Origin of the sequence: Streptomyces aidingensis (assembly GCF_900112355.1) — a bacterium.
Classification (GTDB): Bacteria; Actinomycetota; Actinomycetes; order Streptomycetales; family Streptomycetaceae; genus Streptomyces; species Streptomyces aidingensis.
Genome location: NZ_FOLM01000021.1, coordinates 49,493 through 73,696, shown reverse-complemented (window position 1 = coordinate 73,696; position 24,204 = coordinate 49,493). Strand labels below are relative to the sequence as shown.

Genomic DNA, 24,204 nt, shown 5'->3' with positions numbered 1-24,204 from the left:
GGCCCGGGGCCCAGTGTCGGAGTCGCACCGTCATCGATGAGCAGCAGGGGAGTTGTGCATGACATCCAGGGGTGGGGTCGCCGTGCCGGCCGGACGGCAGCCGGCACAGGGGGCGGACGGGGAGCCGGTGGCCCGCGTGTCCGGTCTGGTCGTCGAAATTCCCGGGCGGAGAATCGCGGACGGACTCGACCTGGAGGTGGCGGCAGGTGAGGCGGTTGCCGTCATGGGCCCGTCCGGGTCGGGCAAGACCACGCTGCTCAACACCCTCGCCGGGCTGAACCGGCCCGCTGCCGGCGTGGTGGAGATCTGCGGGCGGTCGCTCCACGACGCGACGCAGGACGCGGCGGCCCGGCTGCGCCTGACGCGCATCGGCATGGTGTTCCAGTTCGGTGAGCTGATGCCCGAGCTCAGCGTGCTGGAGAACGTGGCGCTCCCCGCGATGTTTGCCGGCCAGGAGAACGCCGCTGCCCGCGCCGGTGAGCTGCTGGACCTGGTCGGTCTTCCGGGCTACGGGGACCGGGCTCCCGAGGAACTCTCCGGTGGCGAGGCGCAGCGCGCCGCGATCGCCAGGGCGCTGGTCTGCCGGCCACAACTGGTCCTCGCGGACGAGCCTACCGGGGCGCTGGATGAGACAAATGCCCAGCGCGTCACCCGGGTCCTGCTGGACGCCTGCCGCGAGGGCGGCGCGGCCCTGGTCGTGGCCACCCATGACACCGCGGTGGCCCGGGCCATGAACCGCACGATGCTGCTGCGCTCGGGCCGCCTGCACGCGACGACGGCCGGCGCCGGCGAACCGGGGGCCGCGTCGTGAAGGCCGGCAGGACAATGCTGCGCCTCGCTGTGCGGCTGGCTCACGGCTCCCATCCCCAGCAGCGACTGCGCCTGGTGCTGCTCGCCGTCGTCGCCGTCATCACCACCGTCACCGCGCTGTTCACCGCAGGAGTGCTGCATGCGCTGTCGGGCGAGAGCCACCGTTTCCAGGACCGTGTGGTGACGTTGGCACAGGACGACGAGCGGGTCACGGTACGGGTGGATGAGCGCACCGACACCTGGGACCAGCGGCAGTACCCCGTGGTCTGGCTGGACCCGGCTAACCAGGACGATCCGGCGGCGATGCCGCCGGGCATGGAGGCCTGGCCCGAACCGGGAGGCTGGGTCGTCTCCCCGGGCCTCGCCGCTCTGGCTCAGGACCATCCCGACCTCGCCGCCCGCTTCCCCGGCGCGGACGTCCTCACCGACGAGGGCGTACTCCACCCCGGCGAACTCCTCGCCTACCGGCACATGCCCGACAACGGTGTGATGGGCGTGGCCGCCGTGGACGCCACAGGTTTCGGCGGCCCAGGCCGGGGCCGGGCGATCGGGGACGATACCGAACTCGACCTTCCCGCCATGACTCTGGCCCTGGCGGGGTTCGTCGCTCTGCCCCTGGTCCTGCTCGCAGCCGCCGGCACAGCGGTCTCCGCACCCCTGCGCGCCCAGCGCCTGGCCCTGCTGCACGCCATCGGCGTCCCGGCGAAGCAGCGTCGGCGACTGGTCGTCCAAGAGGCGGCCACAGTGTTCCTCCCCGGCATCGCCCTGGGCACCCTCGTATGGACGCTGTGCGCCCCCTGGATTCACACCATCCCTGTCGTGGAACGTCCGGTGGCCGACGACGCCCTCACTCTGCCGGTATGGGCGACGGCGGCCGTGGCGGTTTGTCTGGCGGTGCTCTTCGCGGCCCTGTCCACGGTGACCGAACACCGCCGCCGCGACACGCGGCACCGGGCCACTCCCCGCCCCCGAGCGGGTCGTCCCCGCCTGCCCGCATTGCGTACGGCACCGGCCCTCGCGGCAGTCGCTCTTCTCGTTGCGGCGATGTTCCGCGACGGAGACTCCGCCGCCATGACCACCCTCGCCGGCGTCGTCCTTCTCGCGGTCGGCACACCCCTGGCGCTTCCGGTAATCGCTCGTGCGGCCGGAAACCGCATGGCCGGCCGGGCGAGCGCTCCGGAGCATGTACTGGCCGGCAGGCGCCTGCAGTACGACCCGCGCTCCGCCGTCCGCCCGCTCTACGGCATCGCGGCGCTGCTGGTCATCACTCCCGTGGTGGCCGCATGGATCGCCGCGGCCCGGGACCTGGACCCGCCAGCCCCGCCGGACGCCGCCGTCGAGGCCGTCTGGCTTCGCGGAGCCCTGGACCACATGGACACCGAGATCCTGCTGCGCGACCTTCCCGACGCCGTGGTCGCACCACTGGCCCCGGGGCGGCACGACCCCTCACAACCACCTGCCCTCCACATCGGCCTCACCTGCGCGGATGCAGGCCGGCTCCTGAAGATCACGGCCTGCGACGACCAAGCCGCGCCGACCCCCGAGGCCACCCAGCGGCTCTCAACAGTCCTGAACACCTCAATGGACATCAAACTGATCTCCCCCGACCTCGGCCGACTCACCGCGGAGGACCAAGTCGCCGTCCTCGCTCCACGCGACGCACGACTCGAGACAACCATCCGCGCCGCCGCGCTGGCCCATCCCGCCGCTCTGAACGTCCTGTCGGCCGCCGACCTCGAACTCCAGGAGTCCGAACTCGTCTCCTGGATCTTCGGCGGGATCGCCGTCCTCGGCTCACTGGCCTTCCTGGTCCTGGCCACCGGAATGATCGACCGCACCGCAGCCGGCCGCCGGGAAAGCCGCCTCTTGGGCGCCCTGGGCCTGACATTGCGCAGAATCAGGGGCATCAGCACACAGGAATTCCTCCTCGGCTACGCCACCGTCGTGGGGACCGGCATGGCCGCGGGCATCATCGCCTCCACCGCGTGGAGCAACCTCGACCCCGCGATCAGTTACCCGGTCGGGCCCCTGGTGCTGACCCTGGCTGTGGCCACGGCATTGGCCGGCTTCGGGATTCTCGGCGTCCGCATCATGACGAAAGACACCGGACCCAACCCGTGACCACGCCTGAAACCGCCGCACAGGACCAGCACCACCCGCCGCCACCGGCCGCGCCCCCACCCCGACCGTCTCCAGCAGCCACTCCCCACCGGCCCCCAGTAGAAGCTCACCGCCGCATGCCCCACCCCCGACCCAAACGCGGCACACCCACACCACATCGCCCACCGCCGCCGCCCTCAGCGTCGCCGCTCGTCCCACCATGATCCGCAGGCGAGCCCAAGCCCCTCAGACAACTCCAACCCCGACCTCGTCAACTGGTCCGCCCGGACGGCCGGTGACTCGTCGTCGGCCTGGGCCGACGCCAACGATCCCCACCCCACCGCCGCCTCACTCTCATCTCCCTCTCCTTCCCCTCTCCTCCCGCCCGAAGGCGGCGGGGAGCGAGGCGGGCTCTGGCAGACTCCGACCGCATGAGCATCTTCCGTAGGAGTCGCGCCCCGGAGGGTCCGAAGGATCCCGAAGGCTTAACCGACCTCGACCTCGGCCTCGACGGGGATGAGCTGACCCTGCTCCGCCTGGAGGGCGAAGATCTGATCGGCCGGCTCGCCCACGCGCACATGTCCTGGGGCCTCGGCACAGCCGACCGGTGGGGCCTCAATCAGCGCACCGGCATCATCACCTGGACGTTCCCGGACAAGACCGCCACTGCGCCCGCGCAGATCCTCGGCAGCTACAACTCCTCCGCCGGCTCGTGGCTGTGGGCATGGGCCAATGCCTCCATACTCCCCGCAATGAGCAGGGACGCGGAGAACGTCCGGGAATGGGGCGAGGCCCGCGGCCACCGTGCTTTCTCGGAGCCGAAGCTCCACATCGACGAGACAACGGCCGCCGCGATCGCGGCGGTGACCATCAGCGTCACCCGGGCGACCGGCTTCTACCGGGCAACCGGGAACGTCTCCATGCCGATCATCACCTTCGGCCCCGTCACCCTGACCGCCCAGGACGGCACCACCTCGACGGTCCAGATCGACCTCGACGAGCAGTAACCGCCACGCCCCACCCCACCCCGTCCTCACGAGTCGCCGCGCTCCCGGGCGGACCCCCACACCGCCGCGCCGAGCAGCAGACCCCAGGCCAGGAACCACGGGTCCCACAGGTACAGATGCCAGCGGAGCGCCTGCCAGTCCACATCCGGCGCCGCCTCGATCACTCCCAGCTCCACCAGAGCCTGCACCACCACCAGCGTCCCGCCGTACAGCACCAGCACCGCCGACGCCGTCCACGCCAGTGCCGGCACCACCCGACGCCACCGCCCGCGCCCCCACCGCCGCACCACGGCGAGCCCGAGCACGGCGGCAAACAGCTTCAATGTCCCTGTCCCCCAGACCAACGCCACCATCCCGGCCCCCCGCTCCCGAGCGAGCCGCTCCAGCTCACCTCCCACCGTGTCCAGCAGCCAGTCCCCACCGGCCCCCCAGTAGAAACTCACCGCCGCATGCCCGACCCCCAACCCGAACGCGACATACCCGCACCGCTCCGCCCATGTGCCCTGCTGATCACCACTCACCCACCCATGCTCCATACCCCAGCCGGTCGGAACGGCCTATGGCGGACTCCAGACGCGTTGGATTCTTTGACAGGGCCAGCACTTACCAAGCTGCAGAGGACCAGGCTCGTCGACCGCTTCCGTGTCGACTGCGACCGCCGAAGGTGACTTGCCCCGGAGCCAAGACCTGTTGGCCGTCGCCATCGCGGGTGTCGTGCCTGTTCGCCGCCCGAGCAACCATTAAGACAGGTAGCCCCACGCCGAGCGCGGCGAGCCACCTGCTGATCCTTCCAGGATCAGGGACGCGTCCCACCTCGACCTCAGTTCTCGCCCCGCCAGGAGCCGAAGTAGCCGGGGATCTTGCCGTCGGGGGTGCCGACGAGCATGGCTCGGTCGAGATGGCTGTTGAGGGCCTCACAGCTCACCTCGGGCAGCAGCACACAGGCGTGGCAGGCCGCGAGATTGAGGCTGTCCGTACCACCGGCGCGGGACTCCATGCAGAGCGGATCCATGGAGCACCACTCCGCACGCTTGAGCGCCGATGCGAGGGTCAAGGCCAACCGCTCGGGTTCACCCTGCTGAACGACTCCGCCGAGACTTCCCGCAGAGTCGCTGGTGGCGGTGTAGATCAGGATCCCGGCCATCCCGTCGTCTCCTTCGGAGACGTACAGGCGTTCCCGAAGCGCCGCAGCGGGGTAACCGCCGTCCAGACTCCACTCGTTGATCAGAACATGGGCCAGGGTGTGCAGCAGGACGTAGCGGGGTGAGACCGGGGACGGTCGGACTGGCTTGCCGGCGCCGGCGCGCTCGGCGATGACGGCCATGTGGCTGTCGCGCAGACGTCGAGCTCTGCCCACTGGGCCCGGAAGCCGTTCCCAGCGCCTCAGGCGCTCCGGGTCGAGGCGGAGGAAGACCCCCTCGCCGCTGACCTCGATCGCCGGCAGCCAGTCCTGACGATGGAGCGACAGGTCGGCCCAGGAGCTGTCGTCCTCGTCGTTGGGGAGATCGACCCGCGTGAAGGCGATCAGAGCACGGACCTCACGGAGCCGGGTGACCAGCATGGTCCGATCGATCCCGAATTCGTGGGCCACCTGTGTGTCGTCCCCACGGGGCGGTACGCAGACGAAGTCCTGGCGATCGGCGCTGTGCTCTTCCGGGATGTGTTGGAGCAGGCTGCGGTACTCCTTCGCGAACTGCTTCCGAAGACCGCCACCGGTCGGCCCCTTCTCGGACTCCTCGGTGCCTTTCCGCGCTTCGGCACGGAGATATCGAGCGTAGTCCTCGTACTCGTAGGGGTGGTCGTCCAGCAGGCCGGCGCCGTTGAGAAAGTGAACCCAGGAAGACTCGGGCGTCTCCAGCAGCTTGTCCAGATGGGGGCCCAGGAGGTTGCCGACACCCCCACTGTCGGGAGGGATGGAGAGCGCCGACCGGACCACCGGGTGCCAGGCGGCCGATGAACCGCGTTGCAGCGTCCGGGGCCGTGCCTCGCAATACTCGGCGGGTGCGCCGTTCAGCCAGGGTCGCCGGCCTCGGCATCTGATACCCAGATCCTTCAGGGCGCGGGTGCGAAAGGCGCCCTCCATCGAGGCTGCCGGCACCCGCTCACAGGTGCAGGACACCACGATGGAGCGGAGCGAGGCCGTGCTGCCACTCGTCGTGAGGATCAGCGTTCCGCCGCAGAGCCCGTCCTCGACGGGAAGGTGGTCTCGGTGCACCCACTTCCAGTAGGGGAAGTCGTCCAGGTGGCCGCGGGGGCAGGCCATCACGAAACGGGAGGGTGTCAGGTCCTCCTCGCATTGTGGACACACGCTCCTGCCTCGCGGCGAGTTGAACTTGTGCCAGGGCTGGAGCTGTCGGCACTTGGGGCACGAATACCAGAACGGGAATCGGTGCACTCGCACCCCGTCGCCGCCGTTCTCGTCCGGTGCGGGCGGCAGGCGGAAGGAGGTGACCTTCAGGTCTCGGGCGAGATCCCGGTGCCGGACGACCGGGGCGTCCCGGACGTTCCAGGAGTCCAGACCGGCGACGATGAACGACTCGTTCTCGATCGCGATCATCGATCCAACCCCGTAGGTCGTGATCAGCTGCGCTCGCCGTACGGCACCCAGTTTGCGGTACGCCAATGCCTGCTCGGTGCCGCGGAACCGGCGCCGGGATCTCGGGGGCGGTGTCACTTGGCGACCTCCAGGAAGAGGGCGGATTCGGCGTCGACGTCCCGCAGGCTCCACAGCGTCTCCCAGGCCGTACGCCCGGCGTTCTCCTCGAAGGCATGGAGCAGGGCCGGCTGTCGCGTGCCCGGGCGGCCGACGTAGACGAGATCGGGGAAATTCCGGGCGCTGGTGTGCCAGTCGTTCAGGAACTCGTCGATGGCCAGCGCGGTGTCCTCGTACTCGGCCTCGTCGATGTCCCGGACGCGGGCAAGGACCCGTTTCTCGAGCAGGTCTTCCAGCTCCGGTCGGAAGTCCTCCAGATGTGCGGCACGGTCGTTGTTGCGGGCGGCCGGGATCAGAAGACGGGCGAGGGAGACGATCACGGCGTGCAGGCCACGGTCCCGCGCGCGCGTGGAGAAGGGAGTGACGCTGGTGGACTCCACCTCTCGGTAGAGGGCGGAGTGGAAGTGGAGGAATCCTTCGTAGTGCGACCGGTCCCTGGAGCGTGCCGAGTTGAACAAGGTCAGTACCAGCCCGGGATGGCGGCGCCCGACCCGGCTGGTCGCCTGAATGTATTCGGCGGTCGTCTGCGGCTGGCCGGTCACAGCCATCAGTCCGAGGCGGTCGATGTCCACCCCCACGGAGATCATGTTGGTGGCCAGCAGCACGTCCAAGGTGTCCGGATGCGGCAGCGCACGCTCAACCTGCGCCAGCCGGATCGGGATGTCACTGGAGTCGGCTCGGCTGGTCAGCTCGGTGAGCTGCCGCACCTTGCGCGGAGTCTGCCGCTTGTCCCGCACGGCCAGGAATTCCAGCCGGTCCTGGACGTCGTCGAGCACTTGGAGTTCGGCCGCAGCCAGCAGACGGAGGCTGTTGAAGTAGCCGACGAGCGTCCAGTAGGCGTCACACACCCGCTCGGGGGCGTCCGAGGCCGCCGCCTGATGGAGCAGCGCCGCGTAGGCACGGATCAGCAGGGTCGCCTGGCTGGTGCTGGGGGTCAACAGGCCGACGTAGCGGCGGGCGGCCTTCCGACCCCGCGGCGTCTCGACGGCGAACCACGAGTCGCGGGCGTCCAGCCCGGCGGGCGGGAACTGCCGCACCTCGCGATGGAAGAGCCGTCTGCCCTGGTCCGTGGCGCGTCGGATGGTCGCTGTGGAGGCGATTACCTTGGGACGGTCGGCCAGGATGTCCACCGCCGTCTCGTAGAGGCCGGTGAGGGTGCCCAGGGGGCCGGAGATCAGGTGAAGCTCATCCTGGACGATCAGTTCGGGAGGACGGCAGTCCTCCCGATCGCGGTTGAAGAGAGCGGCACTCTCGGGCTTCCACGGCATGGACGCGAACTTGTCCACCGTCGCGATGATCAGCGTCGGGTGTGCATCGTAGACGGCCTCGTCCACCAAGTGAACGGGCAGTCCGTCGTTGAAAGCACAGGCAGAGGTCGGACACCGAACATCCATGCGGCGCCGGCCCTCGTCCACCTCATAGGCGAATTCGTCCAACGGTGTTCCGCACCACGGGCAGGTGTGGAGCTGAACCGGGTTCTCTCTCTGGAGTCGCTCGTTGCCCCGGCGGAGCTTGGACAGCGCGGTCGAGGCCGCGGCCAGGGTGTTCGGGGTGGCGGAGGCGCCGACCCACATGCCGATCGAGACCGGTTCGTCGCCCAGTTCGCGCGGGTGAGCCCGTCGAAGTGCCTCCAGCGCGCAAATCAGGGTCGCCGCGCGCTGGAACTGTTGCAGGGTGAGCAGCCGCAGCGTGTACCGCATCAGCACGGTGACGCCACCCCCCATCGCCCCGTCGCGAAGCCGGCGGAGGAAGACGGTGAAAGCGATCAACCCGAGGTACGCCTCGGTCTTGCCGCCGCCGGTGGGGAACCAGAGCAGATCCGAGATGCCGCGGTCCTCACTGGCCGGATCGACGATGCCCTCCAGACACAGCAGCATGAAGGAGACCTGGAAGGGTCGCCATCTCTCCTTTTCGACGGCCGCTCGGTCCGGTTCACCCGGCCTTCCTTCCTTGACCCAGGAGGATCTGGCACGTTGCTGAGCCATGGCCTCGTTGGCCAGCCGGAAGGCCCGCATGATGTCCGGCCGGTCGGTGTCGGCCAGCAGTTCCACACCGCGACGCATACGGAACAGCGCCTCCCTGCACTGGGCGAGCTGCCGCTCGGCGGCCTCCGCGTGGTCGGCGAGTGCCGGGGAGGCGACCTCACGGCTCCGGGCCTCGATCCACTCCGCGTATCCGGAGGTCAGGCGGTACAGCGCGGAGACGATGTCGGCGGTCGGCGCCTCGGCCAGCTTCTGCATGGCCAGCGCGGAGTTGTCGATGTCCGGGTTGGAGTCGGTCAGCAGGACCTCGTGCGTGGGCACGAACTCGGTACGTACGGAGGCCGTCGCGGGCGGCCTGCGGTGCCTCTCGCCGAGTCCGGGCGGAACCCAGTCCCAGTGCGCGGCGCAGCCATGGCCGGTGGCGAAGGTCGGCATGTGCCGGAACAACATGCGGCTCGCGGCCTGCTCCTCGTCCACGGCACCGGAGGAGACCGGCCGCTCGACGAAGGGCTCGCCGCCCCCCGCGCCGCGGATCTCCATCTCCGGCTGGAAGAAGCAGTGTGCGTCCTGGAGCGCGAACTGGTCGATCTCCAGCGTATTCACCAGGGTGACGGTCACCGTGACGGTGCCGGTCGCCGGGTCCGGTTCGCGCACCAGAACGTGCAACTTGAGCCCGCTACCCGGCCCGGACCAGTTCGGCGGTTCCTGGAGACCGGGGCGGCTCACGTCGATCGTCCGTGGTTCCAGAACCAGCGGTCTGCGCACCCACCGTTCGCGCTGCTCGTCGGTGGAGCGGGCAGCCGCCCGGCTCACGGAGATCGGGCGCCCGTCGGCATCGGTCGGCTCGTAGACGGCTGCCTTCACCAGTACGGTGAGCCTGTTGCCGACGCCGGGATCGACGGTGAAGGTCAACCCGATCGAGGACGGTTTGCGCCGATTGGCGAGCGAGACTCCGAAATCCGCGTCGGCCTCCTCGCGGTCCACGCCTCGGAGAAGTGCCTGGGTGTCACCGCCATCCAGAGCCCGAACGTCCAAGTCGAGTTCGGTTTCGCCCGCAGCCTTCTTCTCGGGCTGTGGAAAGAGCACACCCATCGGATAGGCGGTGATGGGCGCGTCTTCGGCCAGGACCTCCTCCTCGCCCCCCGCCGGGCCGAGCAGGTCGCGTCGTAGGCCGGCGACGAGTTCGTCACGAAGGGAGTAGTGACGGTCGTGCGGCCGTTCGGTCTCAGTCATGGTCGCCCCCCGGGCTCTCCTCATCCGACTGCCATCGGAACCGCCCCAGTCCCGAGAGCCGGGGCGCCAACCATACGCCGTGTCGGCCCAGGCCGGCACGGGTACCGGCGGCGACGCTGCCGCAGACCGCCTCCACACCGTCGGCCCGGAAGCCGACGATCTCGGACGGCCAGTTCCGCACCTCCCAGCTGCGGTTGATCTTCAACAGGGCATGCAGGTCCCGCCGAAACCGTTCGGACACGGAGCCGATGATCCGTCCCTCGTGGAACACGTCGTAGGGCGGGGTCTCGTCGTCCCGCAGCGGCAGGCGGTGACGCAGGCGCAGGATCAGCTCGTCGCCGATGTGCACCCGCTGGGCGAGGTGCTCCTGCGCGGCGATCGCATCGGCCGCGCTGCCGTCGGCCGACGCCGGGGTTTCCCGATCGATGTCGAGCCCGCCGGCCGCCATGCCCTTGCGTACGTAGGCCTCCCTTCCGCCCACGTACCAGCGGTCGGTGCGGCGATGCCTGTGCAAGAACCAGGTCGGCGGGGCGGCCAATCGGTACAGATCGTCCCGGGGCCGGGTCATGGACACGAAGAGCAGCCGGGCCTCGCCGGGCGGGTCGTAGTCGACTGCGGGTCGGCCGGCGTCGCCGGACACGGTCCGGACGCGCAACGGCTCCGGCTCGACGACCACCACCCGGTCGAACTCCAGTCCCTTGGCCCGGTGGACGGTGGACACCACCAGGGAGGCGGGTTCAGGGGCGGTCAGTTCGTCGGGCAGCCGCCCTTCGGCGACGGCCCGCCGGAGCCGATCGGTGTCGATCACGGAGCGGGACCTGCCCGCCGCTCTCCGGAGGGAGAGCCACAGCCGGTCCGGGTCGGCCCCCTTCGGGGCACCGAGCGCGGGATACAACTCGTGGAAGACGTCCTCGGAGAGGTTGGCGGCGTCGGTGGCGCGGAGCAGCGCGGCGATCCAGGACGGTGCCGGGCGGTCCTCGGCGGAGCGCTGGAGCCGGTGCGGCACGTCACCGGCGCAGAGCAGTTCCGACAGGCGCAGTGCGATGCCGTTGTCCCGGCACAGGATGGCGCAGGTGCCGGGAAAGCGGGTCAACGCCTGGCACACAAAGGGATCGTCCAGCGCCCCGAGCAGCGGCGCCTTGAGCAGCTCGGAACGGAGCTCCGTGTGGATGCGTTCGGCCTCCCGGGCCGCCTTCTCCGGCACGGACGGCAATGTCCGGAGGCGCGATCCGAAGCGCAGGGCAGCGCGCGCCTCCTCGGTGCGGGCACGGAAGTTACGGTCCAGGCGGAACTCCTCCAGGTCCTCGCCGAAGGTCCTGCGCAGCCAATCGAAGAACCAGTTGGTCTCCTCGGCCCGTTGCTCGGGGTCCGCCACCTGGAACCCGTAGATCGACTGGGCGGGGTCTCCGACGAGGGTGAAGCCGCAGTCGGCGTGGAACCGGTCGATAAGTGTCTCCACCATCTCCCGGCGCGGGCCGATGAGGTCCTGCACCTCGTCGACGACGAGATGCGCGGGCGCTCCGTGCTCCTGCGCCTCCACCGCTCCCCGCTCGATGGCCTCGCCGGCGTCGGCGATCCGCCCGTCGAAGGACTTGTGTCGCCAGTCGCCGTCCGGGTAGGCCGCGGCGAGGAGCGAGGTCGCCCAGGAGTCGAAGGTCTGCGCCCTGATCCGGCGGGCCGCGGAGGCGTGACGGTCGATGCGGTTGCGCAGTTCGCGGACGGCTGCCCGGGAAAAACTGAGCACCAGGATCTCCCGCTCCTCCAGCTCCTCCCGGGCGACCAGGTGGTCCAGGCGTCGGACCAGGGTGTGGGTCTTCCCCGCGCCGGCCCCGGCCGTCACCAGCGTCCAGGCGTCCCAGGGCTGCTCCGCCACGGCCCGCTGCTGGTCGGTCAGGGGCGGGGCGTCGCGGTACGGATCGCTCACCTCTGGCTCCACAGGTACTCGAACTCGGTGAAGGCCAGGTTCTCCTTGTAGTTGTCGATATTGTCTTTGACGTTGAGGATCAGGCACTCCGGTTTGCCCCCGTTGCGGGGGCCGCGCAGTCCGCGTCCGATCATTTGCTGGTAGGTGTTGGGGCTGTAGGTCGGCCGGGCCACAACGACGGTCCGGGTGGCCGGCGCGTCGAAGCCCTGGGTGAGCACGCCGTAGTTCGTCAGCACGCGGACCTTGCCCCGGCGGAAGGCGTCGATCCTGTTGCGCCGTTCCTGGGCATGCGTCGCCGAATCGATGGAGGCGGCACGGATACCCAGGCTGTTCAGCTTGGCCGCCATGAGCTTCGCGTGGGACACGGAGGTGGCGAAGAGCAGCACCGGGCCGAGGGGCTCCACGTCCGCAATCTCCTGCACCAGCATGCCGTTCCGGTCGTGGTCGTCGGCCAACCGCTGCTCGGCGGATTTGGGCAGCATCCGCATCTGCGCGGTCCGCTGCTGTTCCTCCGTGTTGAGACGGATGGTGCCACCGCGCAGCAAGCGGTGCTCCACTTGGGCGAGCATCTCCAGCTTCTGTAGTTCGCGATACGGTTCGCCTTCGAACACCCCCTCGTCGAGGCGGGGTGCTCCGGGACTGCTGAACCGTTGGACGAGACGCCGGGTCTCCTCGGTGCTGGATCGGAACGGTGTCGCGGTCAGGCCGAGCAGATGGCGGCCGGTACTGCGATGGGTGAGGTCGAGCGAGACCAACAGCTCTGTGTATCGCGACGAGATGCCCAGATGGGCCTCGTCCACGATCACCAGCGAAGCGGCCCGCAGCCAGGCGTACTCGGGCTTGTCGAGGCAGACGCCGAGCTTGGCGTCGGTGGCGATGACGAGCTGCGGTCCGTCGCTGACCGGGGTGGCCTCGTTGGAGGCCCAGAGCCGGTCGATGGTCAACTCGGTTTCGGCGCCGACCTTGGACCAGACGAAGCTCCAGCTCTGTACGGCCTGCTCGCACAGTTCCTCGGTCTGGGCAATCCACAGCACCGGCCCGTCCTTCGCGCCACCGCGCCGAATCCACCGAATGACGGCCTCCGCCGTGACCCGGGTCTTGCCGGCGCCCGTGGGCAGCGACAGCATGCGTCGCTGTGGGGTGGGTTCGAGCAGCATGGCGAGAAGGTTCGACGCCATCTTCTCCTGGTAGTCGTGCAGTGCGGGGAAATCGATCGGCCCGGACACCGACAGCCGCGGCTCCAGGCTGGGCGAACGGAAGCCCGCGAAGGACTCGGGGAAACCGAGATCGGTGACGAACCGCACCGCGGTGGTTGTGCCGGTGAAGCTCGCCGGCACGTCCGGAAGATCCGCCGCCAGGTCCTTGGCGTGGTGACGGAGCACGGCGTCGTCGTGTGCGAAGTAGGCCAGTTCCGCAATCCGTTGGCCAGTGGGCTCCGCTCCGCTCTCTTGGCGCTCGCTCTCCAGCAGCCCCTCGGGCAGCCCCTGCCGCAGACGCTCCTCGCCGATGAGCAACAGCAGCTTGTCGGTGATGCTCTCGGATTCCCGGACCGCCCTGAGCCGGTCCTGGAGCGCCCGGTCCTCCAGCCGTTGGCGATGCATTTCGATGACGCGTCGGCACCCGTCCCGTCCCAGCCTCCAGCCGAATTCGCGATCGGCCACCACCAGCGTCTCCACCGGGCCGCCGGGGTCGAGCAGCAGCACCGTGCGCTCGTCGCGCAGCGCGCTCTCCAACTGTTCGGCATGGGTGCCGTTGGGGGTGCGGGTGATCTCCTCCAGCTCGGAGCAGATCACCAGCTGATAGGACTCCGCGCCCCGGCCCAGCACATCACGCAGCGGCGGGAACTCGTCCACCAACGACTTCGGCTCACTGGCCGGCACATGCCGGATCTCCTTGGAGATCACCTCGTCCACGGGGAGCATTCCCCAGGCTTCGATCATGCGATCGACATCGTTCTGGCGGGGCGCCAGCAGGGCCGGCACCCGTTCCCGCACCAGGGAGTCGTACACGGCACGGTCCGCCGTCACCGCGATCTCGCCGTCGGGGCGAGCGGTCCACTCGGAACCCACCCGGCAACGGGTCGGCAGCTCCGCGGGAATCACCGCCTCGGCCTCCAGCAGGAGCGCATACGCGGCGCCGACGAATTCGTCGTCCTCGCTCTCACCGACACGTCCCAGCAGCGCGTCCCACATGCGTTGCGGCACACGGTCGAGGGTGTTCGGCATGCCCAGCTTGGTGGCCTTCAGTCCGCTGACTCCCCGGGCCACCGGCAGCATGCCGGCGTGGGCCGACAGTTGCGGCCCGACGCAGTCCCGGATCGGGAGAAGTCCCGCGCCGGTCTTCACCAGTCCGTGCCGACGGACCAGCCAACGCAGCGGCGACACGATCTGGGTGGGCTGCCCCTGGTTGCCGAAGCGCAGGGTCCAGCTCTCCACGACCCCCTCGTCCGGCATGGCGGCGACGAAGGCGGCCCGACCGGGCTCGGACAGCCGGGGCAGCAGGTGCAGCGGGCCCGCGGTCCGCGCGCCGTCCAGGTTCATGCGGGCACGCTGAGGACGGCTCGCGATGTCGGGCAGGGTGGAGCAGTAGTGGTCGTAGAGGGCGTCCCGGTACTCGACGAACCACGGTTCCTCTTTCGGATCGCAGCCCGTCCCTGGGCGATCGCGGAGCCCCAGTTCCGCCAGGACCGGACGGTCGTCGGTGTGAAAGCCCAGGTCCACGGCGATCATGGCGTCCCGCGAGCCGTCGTCGGGAACGACGGGGCCGGGGAGCAGGCACTCGTTCATCGGGCGGAACTGGCCGCTGACGGTCTTCACGTGCAAAGTGCCCGCAGGGTCCGGTACGGATTTCCGCACCTCCGGCAGGACCGTACGTCCGCCCGCGGCCCGGCACAGCTCCCAGAAACGGGCCCAGGACTCCGCCGTGTAGCCCCGGAACCCCTGTGCGAGTACGGAGCTGAAGCGGCCGTGCGCCGTGGCCTCGTGTATGTCGAGCTTGTCCAGCAGCCCCGGAAGGCCCGGCGCCTCGGCCACCGCGGCGGCGACATAGACCTGGTCGTCGGGCAGGCCGTCCTCGACGGAGCGACGGAACACCGTGGCCTTGGGCGCCACCATGCCGTCCTTCTCCGTGAGGATGATGCGCGCGGTCCGCACACCCTCGGCGAGCTCCCGCAGGGTGGTGTCCCGGCGAGCTCGATCGACGATGGCGGCGGCGATCCGGATCGCCGCGATGGAGGCCGCCGGGGTACCGTCCTCCACCAGCGCCTCCAGCCACGCCTTGGCGCGTGCGGTTGTCTTGTGGGCCGCCAGCAGGATGTGCTCCATCTTGCCGTGGCGATCACGGGTGGCCTCCACCGAGGGATGAACCCAGTCGACCGGCCGGCCGGGATATCCGCTCCAGATTGCCAGGCACTCGCGCAGAAACTCCTGGTGATCCTTTCCGAAAGACGGGTGCACCCGAATCTCGCCGGGCACCCGAAGCACGCCGTCCTGGTCCGGCAGGCTCGGCTGCTCTGCGGCCAGTCTCCAGAGCGTCTCAACGAGGAGACGATCATGGTTGTTCGGCGATTCTTTGACCCGTCCCGGCAGCAACGCCAGGTAGGCGCCCGGGTCCTCGGCCGGCGCCAGCCGGGGCAGGCTGTCCAGCACGAACCCGGCAGCCTTCTGCAGAAGTTCGATGTTGAACGGGCTGTCCTCGTACAGGGCACCGCGGTCCTCGCTGGTCTTCCACGGCGCGTTGAGGTACCCGCTGAGCGTGGTGCGCTGGGTGGTGGGGAAGTAGGCCCAGAACCAGCCGCGGTCGCCGGGGACGGTCAGGATCCCCCGCTCGTTGCGCTCGTACTCCGGCACCGCCCAGGAGATTTCGATCTCCGGACGGCTGTGAAGTTCCCCGGCGTGCTCATGGGCATCGGGGCTCGGCACGTGTGTGGTGGTGAACACCCGCCAGCGGGAGGCGCGAGCGGGGGTTCCGGTCCGCCGGACGACCAGTTCGTGGTGGGTACCGCTGCGCTGTGCTCGGATGTCCAAGGTGGTCTTGGGCAGGTGACGGCGGTCCTCGAAGTGGATGTCCCGGACCCGGGGGCAGAAGAGCGGGAACTCGTGCGTGAATTTGGCGATCTCGCGCCCGAGACGGTCGGCCGATCCGGGCAGCAGGGGCAGCCGGACGACCGTGGCGGCGCCCTGCTTGAGCAGGGCGTCCAGCAGCGGGTCATCGGACCGTTCCCGCGCCTCGTCGAGGCGCCGGCCGATGCGCAGTACCGGGATCTCCACCACCCCGGGCTGCACGGCCGTGATCCGTTCTGCCGCCCATTCCCGGTCGAAGCCGAAGGAACCCGTGGTGCTGAAGAACTGGGGTGTGTCGGTGACCGACAGCACCGCCTTGACCCCCACGCCGAACCGTCCGACCTGCCCTCCGCGCTTCCGGGAGACCCCCATGCGCAAGATCGTCTCCGCACCCGCCGGAGAAATGGGCTCTCCGGTGTTGGCGCAGTAGAGGTGGGTGTCGGTCAGGATCACGGTCATGCGCCCGTCACCGGTCTCGTGCATCTCGTCGAGACCGTTCTGCACCAGCTCCCGCAGGGAGTGTTCGTGGTAGCCGCCTTGGCTGATGCGCCGCTCGCTGTTGGCGTCCTCCTCGATCCTTCGGCGCGAGGTCCGATACACCTCGAGCGTCTCTCTGCTGATTTCCTCGACCACCGTCAGCACGGCGTTCCCGTCCATGCCCATGTACGTCTCCACTGCCATCTCAGCGCTCATCCTCCGAGCCGCTGGCATCAGTGTTTCCGATATTGATGTGGACGACGTCACTGATGTCGATGTCTCCGATGGTGAACCCCGGCCCGGCCAATGCCCAGACTGCCGCGAAGACCCCTCCGGTGGCACAGAGGACGATGGTGACCCGCCAGGGGCCCTTGGGCGGACGCGGCTGCCGCCACGTCCGGAACTGGTGGGGCGGCGCACCCTGCGGCGGCAGCAGACGTCCCCCGATCGGTACTGAATGAACGCCCTCGGCGTCCTCGGCAACGGTCTCGGCACGCCGGTGAATCGCGGTCAACTCGTCCCCCCTGGACGGCTGTCGATTTACTAATGAGTAGACACGTGCTCTTGGGAAGTCGGTGCCAGAACCGGGTCAGGAACCGGCTCCGCTCCCCCACCGAAACGGAAATGGAGCGCGCACGCGCGAATCAACCGGCGGCCACGGGTAATGACCACAGCAGAAACGCCTTCGGACGGGTTGGATTGGCCGCCGAGCGAAGCCCCACCCTAGAGATGAACTCCTCAGATAGCAAGCTGGTATGACGAACCGATATTCGGTGCGACTTGGGCGGAGACCTTACCACAATGCCCCTACGCGCAACACCATCGCTCCACCGGGGACTAATCGACACGGATCGACACGGAAAGCACAAGCATGAACAAATAGGGACAGAACTGGAAACTCTCGACCAAACACTGGCGAAAATTCCTGCCATCCACACGAAGATGCCTGCACCCACTTCACGTCAATGAGCCTTTGACATGGGCCCGCACGTCAAAGCCACTGGTAGAGTGTGGTCTCTCCGTCCCACCGGTAGACAAGGGAGGCTCTCGTGAGCGACGAGGAGGCGTTCGGTCTGTGGCTGGGCAGGCAACTCAGACGTATCGAGATGTCCCAATCCGCGTTCGGGGCCGAGCTGGGCGTGACACGTGCGGCGGTTTCCGCATGGATCACCGGGCGGGCAGAGCCCCGTGACGAGACCAAGCGGGAGATCGCGCGCATCCTGGGCGTCGACCAGGCGACGGTGTACCTCCGCACCGAGGACGTGCCGTCCGGCCGTCCCGTCGGCTGGTACCACCGCCCGGCGCACGCCGACGGCGGGCGGGAGTTCGGGAACGCCGCCGCCTTCGCGTTCGACGCCGACGTGGCCGTGCTTGCCCGGGAGGCGACCCAGAACAGCCTGGACGAGCGTCTCGACGAATCCCGCCCGGTCCGGGTGCGCTACGTTCTGCACGAGCTGACCGGGGAGCCGCTGCACAACTTCCTGGGCGCCCTGCGGTGGGACGACCTGCTTCCGCACTACGAGGCCGCCGCCGCCCAGCCGCAGAAAGTCGGACGGGTAATCGCCGAGGGCCTGCGGGAACTGCGGGAGACCGACCGGCTGGTGCTGCTGCGGGTCGACGACTACAACGCCTCGGGCCTGACCGGTCCCGACTACGGGGACGGACGCTTCGCCGCCGTGGTCAGACGTCAACTGGACAGCCACAAGTCCAGCGGCTTCGCGGGCGGCTCCTACGGTTTGGGCAAGGCCACCCTGTGGGCGACGAGCCGGCTGGGCCTCGTCCTGATCAACAGCACGCTCTCCGCACCCCACGAAGGCCGGACCGAACGGCGGCTGATCGGCCGGCTGGACCTCCCCTGGCGGGAGGTCGGCGGCCACCACTTCGCCGGGCCCGCATGGCTGGGTGAGGAGGACAGCGAACCTGAGTACAAGGGTGTTTCGCGGTCCTGGTGGGCGGATACGGCGACCACGGACCAGTTGCATCTCACCCGTGCCAACTCCGAGCCCGGCACCTCGTTCCTGATCGTCGGAGCGCACGACGCCGCCGGGGACGCCGAGAGCGTCCAGGACATGCACGACAAACTGGTCGAGTCCCTCGCCGAGAGTTTCTGGGCGGCCATGACCCGCGGCCGGGACCGCACGGCCCTGCTGGAGGCATCGGTCACCACCCTGCGCAATGGTCAGATCGTCAAGCCGGAGGAGCCTGTCGATCCCCACACCCGCCGGCCGGCCCGGACCCGAGCCCTGCGGGCGTATCTGAACGGCGAGACCGTGGCCTCGCTGAACGAGCTGGGACAGGTGGCCATGACCCGGGTTCCGCTGCGGATTCCGGTCCTGCGCGGCCGGAAGGGACCGGACGTCGAGCACCGGGCGGTCCTGCTGATCACCTCCGCCGAGGACAACGACCCGTCGAGGCCGAATCACCTGGTGTGCATGCGCGGCAATCGCATGTCGGTCAGCGAACGGCGGGTACCGGACCTCCCGCTGGGCACGGATCCTTTCCAGGCCGTGCTGCTGGCGGGACACGCCACGGGGGAGGACTCGGAGGACGCCCGGCTGGCCGAGCTGTTCCTACGGGCCTCCGAACCCCCCGAGCACGACGACTGGACCCGTACCGACGAGTTGACCTCCCGCTACGCGCGCGGCGCCCGCCAGCGCATTCTGGACTTCCGACGCGACATGTACGCCGCCGTCCGGGACCTGGTCGGTCGGCGTGAACAGCGGACCGACGGCGGTCCCGGCGTGCTCCGCGAACTCCTACGACTCGATGCGGGCGGTGGCCCGGCGACGACCGGACGCCGAGCCGCAGGACACCCGACCGTCCACCACATGGACGGCAAACTGGACGATGGCGGGGCATGGCGGGTCAGGGTGGAGGTGAAACTGCCCCGGCGTGAGGACGCCTGGCTCATGACCCCCGTGGCGAAGTTCGACGTCCGATCGGGCAAGCGTCCGACGGTCGGCTGGGCCGAACTGATCGCCGGTGAGAACTGCCGCGTGGAGCAGGGCATGCTTCGCTTCGAGCCCGGAGCCCGGACGGCATCGTTCAGCGGGACCACCGATGTGGCGTCGCACCCGGTGCCGGCGGCCGTGTCCCGTCTCGTGGTCGAACTGCAGAAGGCGGGAGGAGCGGGCCGATGAAAACCGCGATGCCGTACCCGACGCCGGCCGGCGAGGTCACCCTCCAAGTAGTCGGGGCGAAGGTGGACGGGCGGGCACTGCCTCTCCACATGATCTCCCGAACCCACCAGGTGGTCGCTCTGCACGAGGTCGAGCGGCGCGAATGGGACGAGGTCCGGCTGGAGCTGCGGGCCGAGCTTCCCCGTGGGGAGCTGTCCGCCGGTGCCTGGCGGGATGTGGTGTGCGTGGCCGTCCTTACGGAGGGCGCCACCAACGCCCGGACAACCGCGCGACTGTCGGGTACCGCCGAGGACGGAGTCCGGACGGGGAGCATCACCCTGACCCGCGGCTCCCACCGGTCCCGGGCCGAACTCTCCCTGTACGTCGTCGCGACGGTGGAGGGCGTACCCGGGCGCATCATCGGTGGTACCGAAGAGAGCTGGATCGTTGATCTCCAAGCCCGAGAACCGGTGCGGGAGCGGGAACTGGTCATCCACAAGGTGGACTTCCGGAACACCGACGAGGAGTGGCTGCGCCCGTACCGGGACGCCCCCTGGCTGATCGAAACCACCGGCGAGATGCCCACCGTCCATCTCAACACCGGATTCGAGGGGATCGAGGACCTGCTGGAGGGCTCTGGCAACCCGGTGGAGAAAGCTGTGCGGGGCATGCTGGCCGCCCAGATCGCCACCGAGGCATGGACTGCCATGTTCCAGGCCGCGGTCGACGGCCTTGACGTGGAGGACGGCGTGCCGCAGTGGCCCACGGGATGGCGGGACCGGGTGCTGCGCGGCCTGGTCGGTGACGTATTCCCCGACCTCTCGCCCGCGGACGCGCTGCGCGAGCTCCACGCACGGCGCAGCGAGGGCGGCCGTTGGGCAGAGTTGCAGCCGCGCATACACTACGCCGCCGCCCGCCGCGCCCGGCTGGCCCGAAACCTCGGCACCACCGTGCGAACGCTGGAGCGTTCCGGAGAGGACAACCGACGATGACCCGCCACATCGACGACCTTCCCGAGCGGATCGGGCTGCTGCGCGACGCTGCGGCGGCGAGACTTGTCGCCCGGGGCGTGCTGACCGGGCAGGAGGAACCGCCCCTGGTGGCGGCTATCCGTGCCGCCGAGCCGATCGAGGACGACCGGAGCCGGTGGGACGTCCGCCCGATCAGGGAACTGCTCGACGAAGCCATGCGCCGGCACCCCCGGGAGGAACGGGCCCAGGCCGACGCCTGGCTCGCGCCTCGGCTGCACGCCACTCTGCGAATCACCCGGGCAGAAGCGGCCGACACCGGGGTGTGGAACTTCCTCGCCCTGGTGGTCGGGCCCGACTACCTCGTCTGGCGGCACCTCCCCACCCGCACGAAGGACGGCGAGACGCCGGCGGTCACCGCCGACCGTTTTCGCGGCCTGCACTACAAGCAGGGGTTTGCCCGTCTGTGGTGGGCCGCCGAGCTCTTCCGGGACGCGGACGACTACCGGCCGGCCGTCGTGGCGTGTCGCAACCAGGACGTGCTCAACACGGTGCTGCGCCTGGACATCATCGACCACCGCCCCACGGCGCGAGCCGTGACGCGCCTGCTGGAGCAGGGAACGGTGACGATCGGCAGGGAGGTCAACGCCCTCGCGACCGCAATCAACACGGCCGCCTCCACGCTGATGTACGACGTGATGGCCCCGGACGACGGCCCGGATGCCGACGGGCTGCGCCAGTGGATCGACGACTGCGACCTGGCGCCGCCGGCCTCGCTCGACACCCTTCCGGACGGACCGGACGACGGCCCGATCCCGTCGGGGTCGGTGGACACCCTGGTCAAGCAGTTCGAGAAGCTCTTCGCCGAGGCGCCGGTGCGCGGCCGGGAGGCCGCCGGAACAACGCCGTGAAACACCGACGGTTCATCCCCGGAGCGCCCGGTAGATCGCTCGTGCGATCTGCTGACCGAGCTCGACAGGAACGGCATTGCCGATCTGGCGAGCGATTTCCGTCTTCGAACCGCACCACTTGAATGTCTCGGGAAAACCCTGGAGGCGTGCCGCCTCGAAATGCGTGATGGGTCGAGGTTCCGACGGATGGAGATACCGCCCCTTCTCGGGCTTGAAGAACTCCGTCCGGATCGTGACCGCCGGCTCATTCATCCGGAGCCTGCCCATGACGTCCCCGGAACCGTTGTTGTGGTTGTCCCAACTCTCCGTCGACAGGTACCGTTCTGTACCCTTGATACTCGCGTAACCCGGCTCTCCCGACAGACGGATCACACCGAACCGGTCGACTTTGTAGGAGCGACCCACGAGGTGTTTTCTGTTGCCGCCCTCCGGGATGGCCGCATAACGGGCCAGGGACAGCTCTTCCGGATGCCGCCGTATGTGCAGTTCGGTGGTGAGGCAGCAGCCGTCCGGACCCATCTCCAAGTCGTCCTTCAACTGCATGTGCGCCGACTGCTTGAATACGTCGTCGACAGTGCGCCACGGCAGAATCCGATTCGAAGCGAAGAGGGTGTCCTCGGGCTCGGAGGCGAGCTTACGAGGATCGGCATGCGTGGGCTCCGGATATTGGAGGTCGGCGACCTCGGGAATATCCTTGTGCACACCGATCACAATTGCTCGCCTTCGCTTCTGGCGAACACCGTAGTTCGCGGCGTTCAGCAGATATCGCCGATAACGCTTCTCCCGGGGCATTTTCTCGTCCACCGAGCCTCCGGGAGGATCGATCAGTCGATACTTCTCCAACATCCCGCCCGGCTTGGTCTCCTCCACCAACTGATGGAATTCCAGGGACCGCAGAAAGCGATCGACGTTCTCGATGACAAAGACCTTGGGCTCGATGATCTTGGAGACGATTTCGACGTAGTGCCGCCACAGCTTGTTGCGGGGATCGTCGGGTTTCCCGGGCCCCAGGCCGGAGAATCCCTGACACGGCGGCCCTCCGAGCACGACATCGGCCTCGATCTCGTCGTGGGCGGGCTCCCACTTCTCGATGTCCTCGTTGTGCACGTGCGCACCGGCACCCGGTTCCGACGCGAAGTTCGCGGCGTAGGTGGCCGCCGCGCTGTGGTTGTTCTCGATGGCCAGTACCGACCTGAAGAACGGCTCCGGCCGGTCCTCCTGCCCCTCCGGACGGAACGAGTAGAAGCCCTGCGTGAAGCCCCCGCAGCCGGCGAACAGATCGGCGATCTTGATGGGTTCGCTCTGCGGCGCGGGAGTCATGTGGTCGTTCCGTGGCTGGTGATCGGGGTGAGACGGGCGGGACATCGTAACTCACCGCCCCGGGTCCGACACGAAGGAGGCCGCGATCCGGTCGCCGAGCGCCCGAGCAACCGGCGGCGGTGAGGCATGTCCCAGTTGACGGCACCGTTCTGTCTTTCGGCCGGCCAACATCCACTCCGGGGGAAAGCCCTGAAGCACCGCGATCTGCTCCACGGTGAGCTTCGGCAGCTTCTTGACGTCTCCGTCCGGCTCCCAGCAGTAACCCGCGTCGGGCACCTCGTCCCCGACGCCGCCGCCGTTGATCCCCATCCGCGCCCATGCCTGCTTGGTGCCGCTCGGCCCGAGGTCCGCGCCGCCCCGTTTCTTCGAGCCGCCCACGATCGCGGGGGCGAGCCTGTTCGCCCTGGCGGCCCACGCTTCGGCATCGCACCATCCTCGCGCGGCCATCGAGGGCCCCAGTGCCTCCCCCACCGTGGGTGGCGGCCCGGGCACCGGCTCGGGCCACCGGAAGCGACCGGCCGCATCCGCCCGCATCGCAACCAACAGACCCATCCGCCGGTTCTGTGCCAGGCCGAAGTCACTGGCGTTGAGCGTGTTCCAACTCAGCACGTAACCGAGGTGCTCAAGTTCTCGATGGGCAAACTCCCGCAGCTCGGTGAACGCCGAATCCCGGACCAGCCCCGGCACGTTCTCGATCAGCAGCGAACGGGGTCGAACCTCGGTGGTCAACCAGACCGCGGCCTCCAGCAGTTCCCTCGCGTAGCCATCCTCGGCGCGCCTGACCGCAGCCGGCGATTTGACCCGGGGGAGGCCGGCGGCCAACAGATCGACGTCGTACACATAGGGATGGTCCCGGGCGGTGAACTCCCACACATCCATCTCCAGCACCCGCCAACCGGGACGGTTGGCACGGAGAGTGGCACACGCGTGCGGGTCGCTCTCCACCAGCGCGACCGGGTCGAAGCCGGCGGCTTCCAGGCCCATGGCAAGGCCACCCGCCCCGGCGCAGATCTCCAACGAAGAATGGTGCGCTGACGTCAAGTGACAGTCTCCCCCGGCCTGTGGATGACGTGACTCAATGGTGGGGACCGGCGGGATCCCCGACAAGCACGGGCTCATCACGGCCGGGTCGATCGGCCGGAACGCTTGTCCGCGACCGCCTTCGCCACCAGCTCGGCCACCGTCCCCGGTGCCTCGTGCTCCCAGAAGCGCAGCACCGTCCAGCCCTCCGAGGCGAGACGCTCAGTCGTCTCCCGGTCACGGCTCATGTTCTTGTCGAGCTTCTGTCGCCACCACTCGCTGTTGGCCTTGGGTTGGGTGGCGTGCTCAGGGCAGCCGTGCCAGAAGCAGCCGTCCAGGAAGACCGCAACCTTGGGACCGGGGAACGCGATGTCGATCGTCCGACGGCGCATACCCGGCACCGGCCGGTGCAATCGGTAGCGAAAACCGGCCGCGTACAGCAGACGACGCACCGCGACCTCGGGAGACGTGTTGCGGTTCGCCTGGCGGCTCATCCGGGCGGAAACGCCGGGGGACGAAGGGACGGGCATGATCCCATCCTGCCCGAGAAGGAAGGACC

General features: G+C 69.0%; 15 protein-coding genes. 6 read left to right on the top strand and 9 right to left on the bottom strand.

Features of this window, described 5'->3' with window-relative positions:
• Window positions 1-58: 58 nt before the first annotated feature.
• The 3 genes from BM242_RS25610 (at window position 59) to BM242_RS25600 (ending at window position 3,917) form a co-directional block, all read left to right on the top strand.
• On the top strand, window positions 59-811 hold the full coding sequence (locus BM242_RS25610; RefSeq protein WP_093841306.1) for an ABC transporter ATP-binding protein: 753 nt from the start codon (window positions 59-61) through the stop codon (window positions 809-811).
• Window positions 808-2,931: an FtsX-like permease family protein gene (locus BM242_RS25605; protein ID WP_217652588.1), complete on the top strand. Its 2,124-nt coding sequence runs from the start codon at window positions 808-810 to the stop codon at window positions 2,929-2,931. The genes BM242_RS25610 and BM242_RS25605 overlap by 4 nt, the downstream gene beginning before the upstream one ends.
• A 410-nt stretch (window positions 2,932-3,341) precedes the next feature.
• Window positions 3,342-3,917: a DUF6882 domain-containing protein gene (locus BM242_RS25600; RefSeq protein WP_245834521.1), complete on the top strand. Its 576-nt coding sequence runs from the start codon at window positions 3,342-3,344 to the stop codon at window positions 3,915-3,917.
• A gap of 26 nt (window positions 3,918-3,943) precedes the next feature.
• On the opposite strand, the gene BM242_RS25595 is transcribed toward BM242_RS25600, so the two are convergent.
• The 6 genes from BM242_RS25595 to BM242_RS29045 all read right to left on the bottom strand — a co-directional run bounded on the left by BM242_RS25595 (window position 3,944) and on the right by BM242_RS29045 (window position 16,821).
• Complete coding sequence (locus BM242_RS25595) at window positions 3,944-4,453, bottom strand: DUF3995 domain-containing protein (protein ID WP_093841304.1); 510 nt, start codon at window positions 4,451-4,453, stop codon at window positions 3,944-3,946.
• Window positions 4,454-4,737: 284 nt separating this feature from the next.
• Window positions 4,738-6,591 (bottom strand): DUF1998 domain-containing protein, encoded by a 1,854-nt coding sequence (drmB, locus tag BM242_RS25590; protein WP_093841303.1) that lies wholly within the window; start codon window positions 6,589-6,591, stop codon window positions 4,738-4,740.
• The gene (locus BM242_RS25585; RefSeq protein WP_093841302.1) at window positions 6,588-9,845 is read right to left on the bottom strand and encodes a helicase-related protein; all 3,258 of its coding nucleotides are present in this window, start codon (window positions 9,843-9,845) and stop codon (window positions 6,588-6,590) included. Before BM242_RS25585 ends, drmB begins: the two co-directional genes overlap by 4 nt.
• The gene (locus BM242_RS25580) at window positions 9,838-11,769 is read right to left on the bottom strand and encodes a UvrD-helicase domain-containing protein (RefSeq protein ID WP_093841322.1); all 1,932 of its coding nucleotides are present in this window, start codon (window positions 11,767-11,769) and stop codon (window positions 9,838-9,840) included. The genes BM242_RS25585 and BM242_RS25580 overlap by 8 nt, the downstream gene beginning before the upstream one ends.
• Entirely contained in the window at window positions 11,766-16,511 is a 4,746-nt protein-coding gene (locus tag BM242_RS25575) for a DEAD/DEAH box helicase (RefSeq protein ID WP_245834519.1), read from the bottom strand. The genes BM242_RS25580 and BM242_RS25575 overlap by 4 nt, the downstream gene beginning before the upstream one ends.
• A 1-nt stretch (window position 16,512) precedes the next feature.
• The gene (locus BM242_RS29045; protein WP_139238450.1) at window positions 16,513-16,821 is read right to left on the bottom strand and encodes a hypothetical protein; all 309 of its coding nucleotides are present in this window, start codon (window positions 16,819-16,821) and stop codon (window positions 16,513-16,515) included.
• A 592-nt stretch (window positions 16,822-17,413) separates the two neighbouring features.
• On the opposite strand from BM242_RS29045, the gene BM242_RS25570 reads away from it, so the two are divergent.
• From BM242_RS25570 to BM242_RS25560, 3 genes are read left to right on the top strand one after another with little or no spacing between them, the layout of a single operon-like run.
• Window positions 17,414-19,447, top strand: coding sequence for a helix-turn-helix transcriptional regulator (locus tag BM242_RS25570; protein WP_093841321.1), 2,034 nt, complete (start codon window positions 17,414-17,416; stop codon window positions 19,445-19,447).
• Window positions 19,444-20,418: a hypothetical protein gene (locus BM242_RS25565; RefSeq protein WP_093841301.1), complete on the top strand. Its 975-nt coding sequence runs from the start codon at window positions 19,444-19,446 to the stop codon at window positions 20,416-20,418. Before BM242_RS25570 ends, BM242_RS25565 begins: the two co-directional genes overlap by 4 nt.
• Complete coding sequence (locus tag BM242_RS25560; RefSeq protein ID WP_093841300.1) at window positions 20,415-21,305, top strand: DUF6339 family protein; 891 nt, start codon at window positions 20,415-20,417, stop codon at window positions 21,303-21,305. The genes BM242_RS25565 and BM242_RS25560 overlap by 4 nt, the downstream gene beginning before the upstream one ends.
• A gap of 12 nt (window positions 21,306-21,317) precedes the next feature.
• On the opposite strand, the gene BM242_RS25555 is transcribed toward BM242_RS25560, so the two are convergent.
• The 3 genes from BM242_RS25555 to BM242_RS25545 form a co-directional block, all read right to left on the bottom strand.
• Window positions 21,318-22,625 (bottom strand): DNA cytosine methyltransferase, encoded by a 1,308-nt coding sequence (locus BM242_RS25555; RefSeq protein WP_093841299.1) that lies wholly within the window; start codon window positions 22,623-22,625, stop codon window positions 21,318-21,320.
• Window positions 22,626-22,676: 51 nt separating this feature from the next.
• Window positions 22,677-23,642, bottom strand: coding sequence for a DNA cytosine methyltransferase (locus BM242_RS25550; RefSeq protein ID WP_281254720.1), 966 nt, complete (start codon window positions 23,640-23,642; stop codon window positions 22,677-22,679).
• A gap of 101 nt (window positions 23,643-23,743) precedes the next feature.
• On the bottom strand, window positions 23,744-24,175 hold the full coding sequence (locus BM242_RS25545) for a very short patch repair endonuclease (RefSeq protein ID WP_245834518.1): 432 nt from the start codon (window positions 24,173-24,175) through the stop codon (window positions 23,744-23,746).
• Between the last annotated feature and the right edge of the window lie 29 nt (window positions 24,176-24,204).

Coding starts and splice junctions, on each gene's coding strand:
- BM242_RS25610 (WP_093841306.1), top strand. CDS start 59: ATGACATCCAGGGGTGGGGTCGCCGTGCCGGCCGGACGGCAGCCGGCA.
- BM242_RS25600 (WP_245834521.1), top strand. CDS start 3,342: ATGAGCATCTTCCGTAGGAGTCGCGCCCCGGAGGGTCCGAAGGATCCC.
- BM242_RS25595 (WP_093841304.1), bottom strand. CDS start 4,453: ATGGAGCATGGGTGGGTGAGTGGTGATCAGCAGGGCACATGGGCGGAG.
- BM242_RS25585 (WP_093841302.1), bottom strand. CDS start 9,845: ATGACTGAGACCGAACGGCCGCACGACCGTCACTACTCCCTTCGTGAC.
- BM242_RS25575 (WP_245834519.1), bottom strand. CDS start 16,511: ATGGCAGTGGAGACGTACATGGGCATGGACGGGAACGCCGTGCTGACG.
- BM242_RS25570 (WP_093841321.1), top strand. CDS start 17,414: ATGTCCCAATCCGCGTTCGGGGCCGAGCTGGGCGTGACACGTGCGGCG.
- BM242_RS25565 (WP_093841301.1), top strand. CDS start 19,444: ATGAAAACCGCGATGCCGTACCCGACGCCGGCCGGCGAGGTCACCCTC.
- BM242_RS25560 (WP_093841300.1), top strand. CDS start 20,415: ATGACCCGCCACATCGACGACCTTCCCGAGCGGATCGGGCTGCTGCGC.
- BM242_RS25555 (WP_093841299.1), bottom strand. CDS start 22,625: ATGACTCCCGCGCCGCAGAGCGAACCCATCAAGATCGCCGATCTGTTC.
- BM242_RS25545 (WP_245834518.1), bottom strand. CDS start 24,175: ATGCCCGTCCCTTCGTCCCCCGGCGTTTCCGCCCGGATGAGCCGCCAG.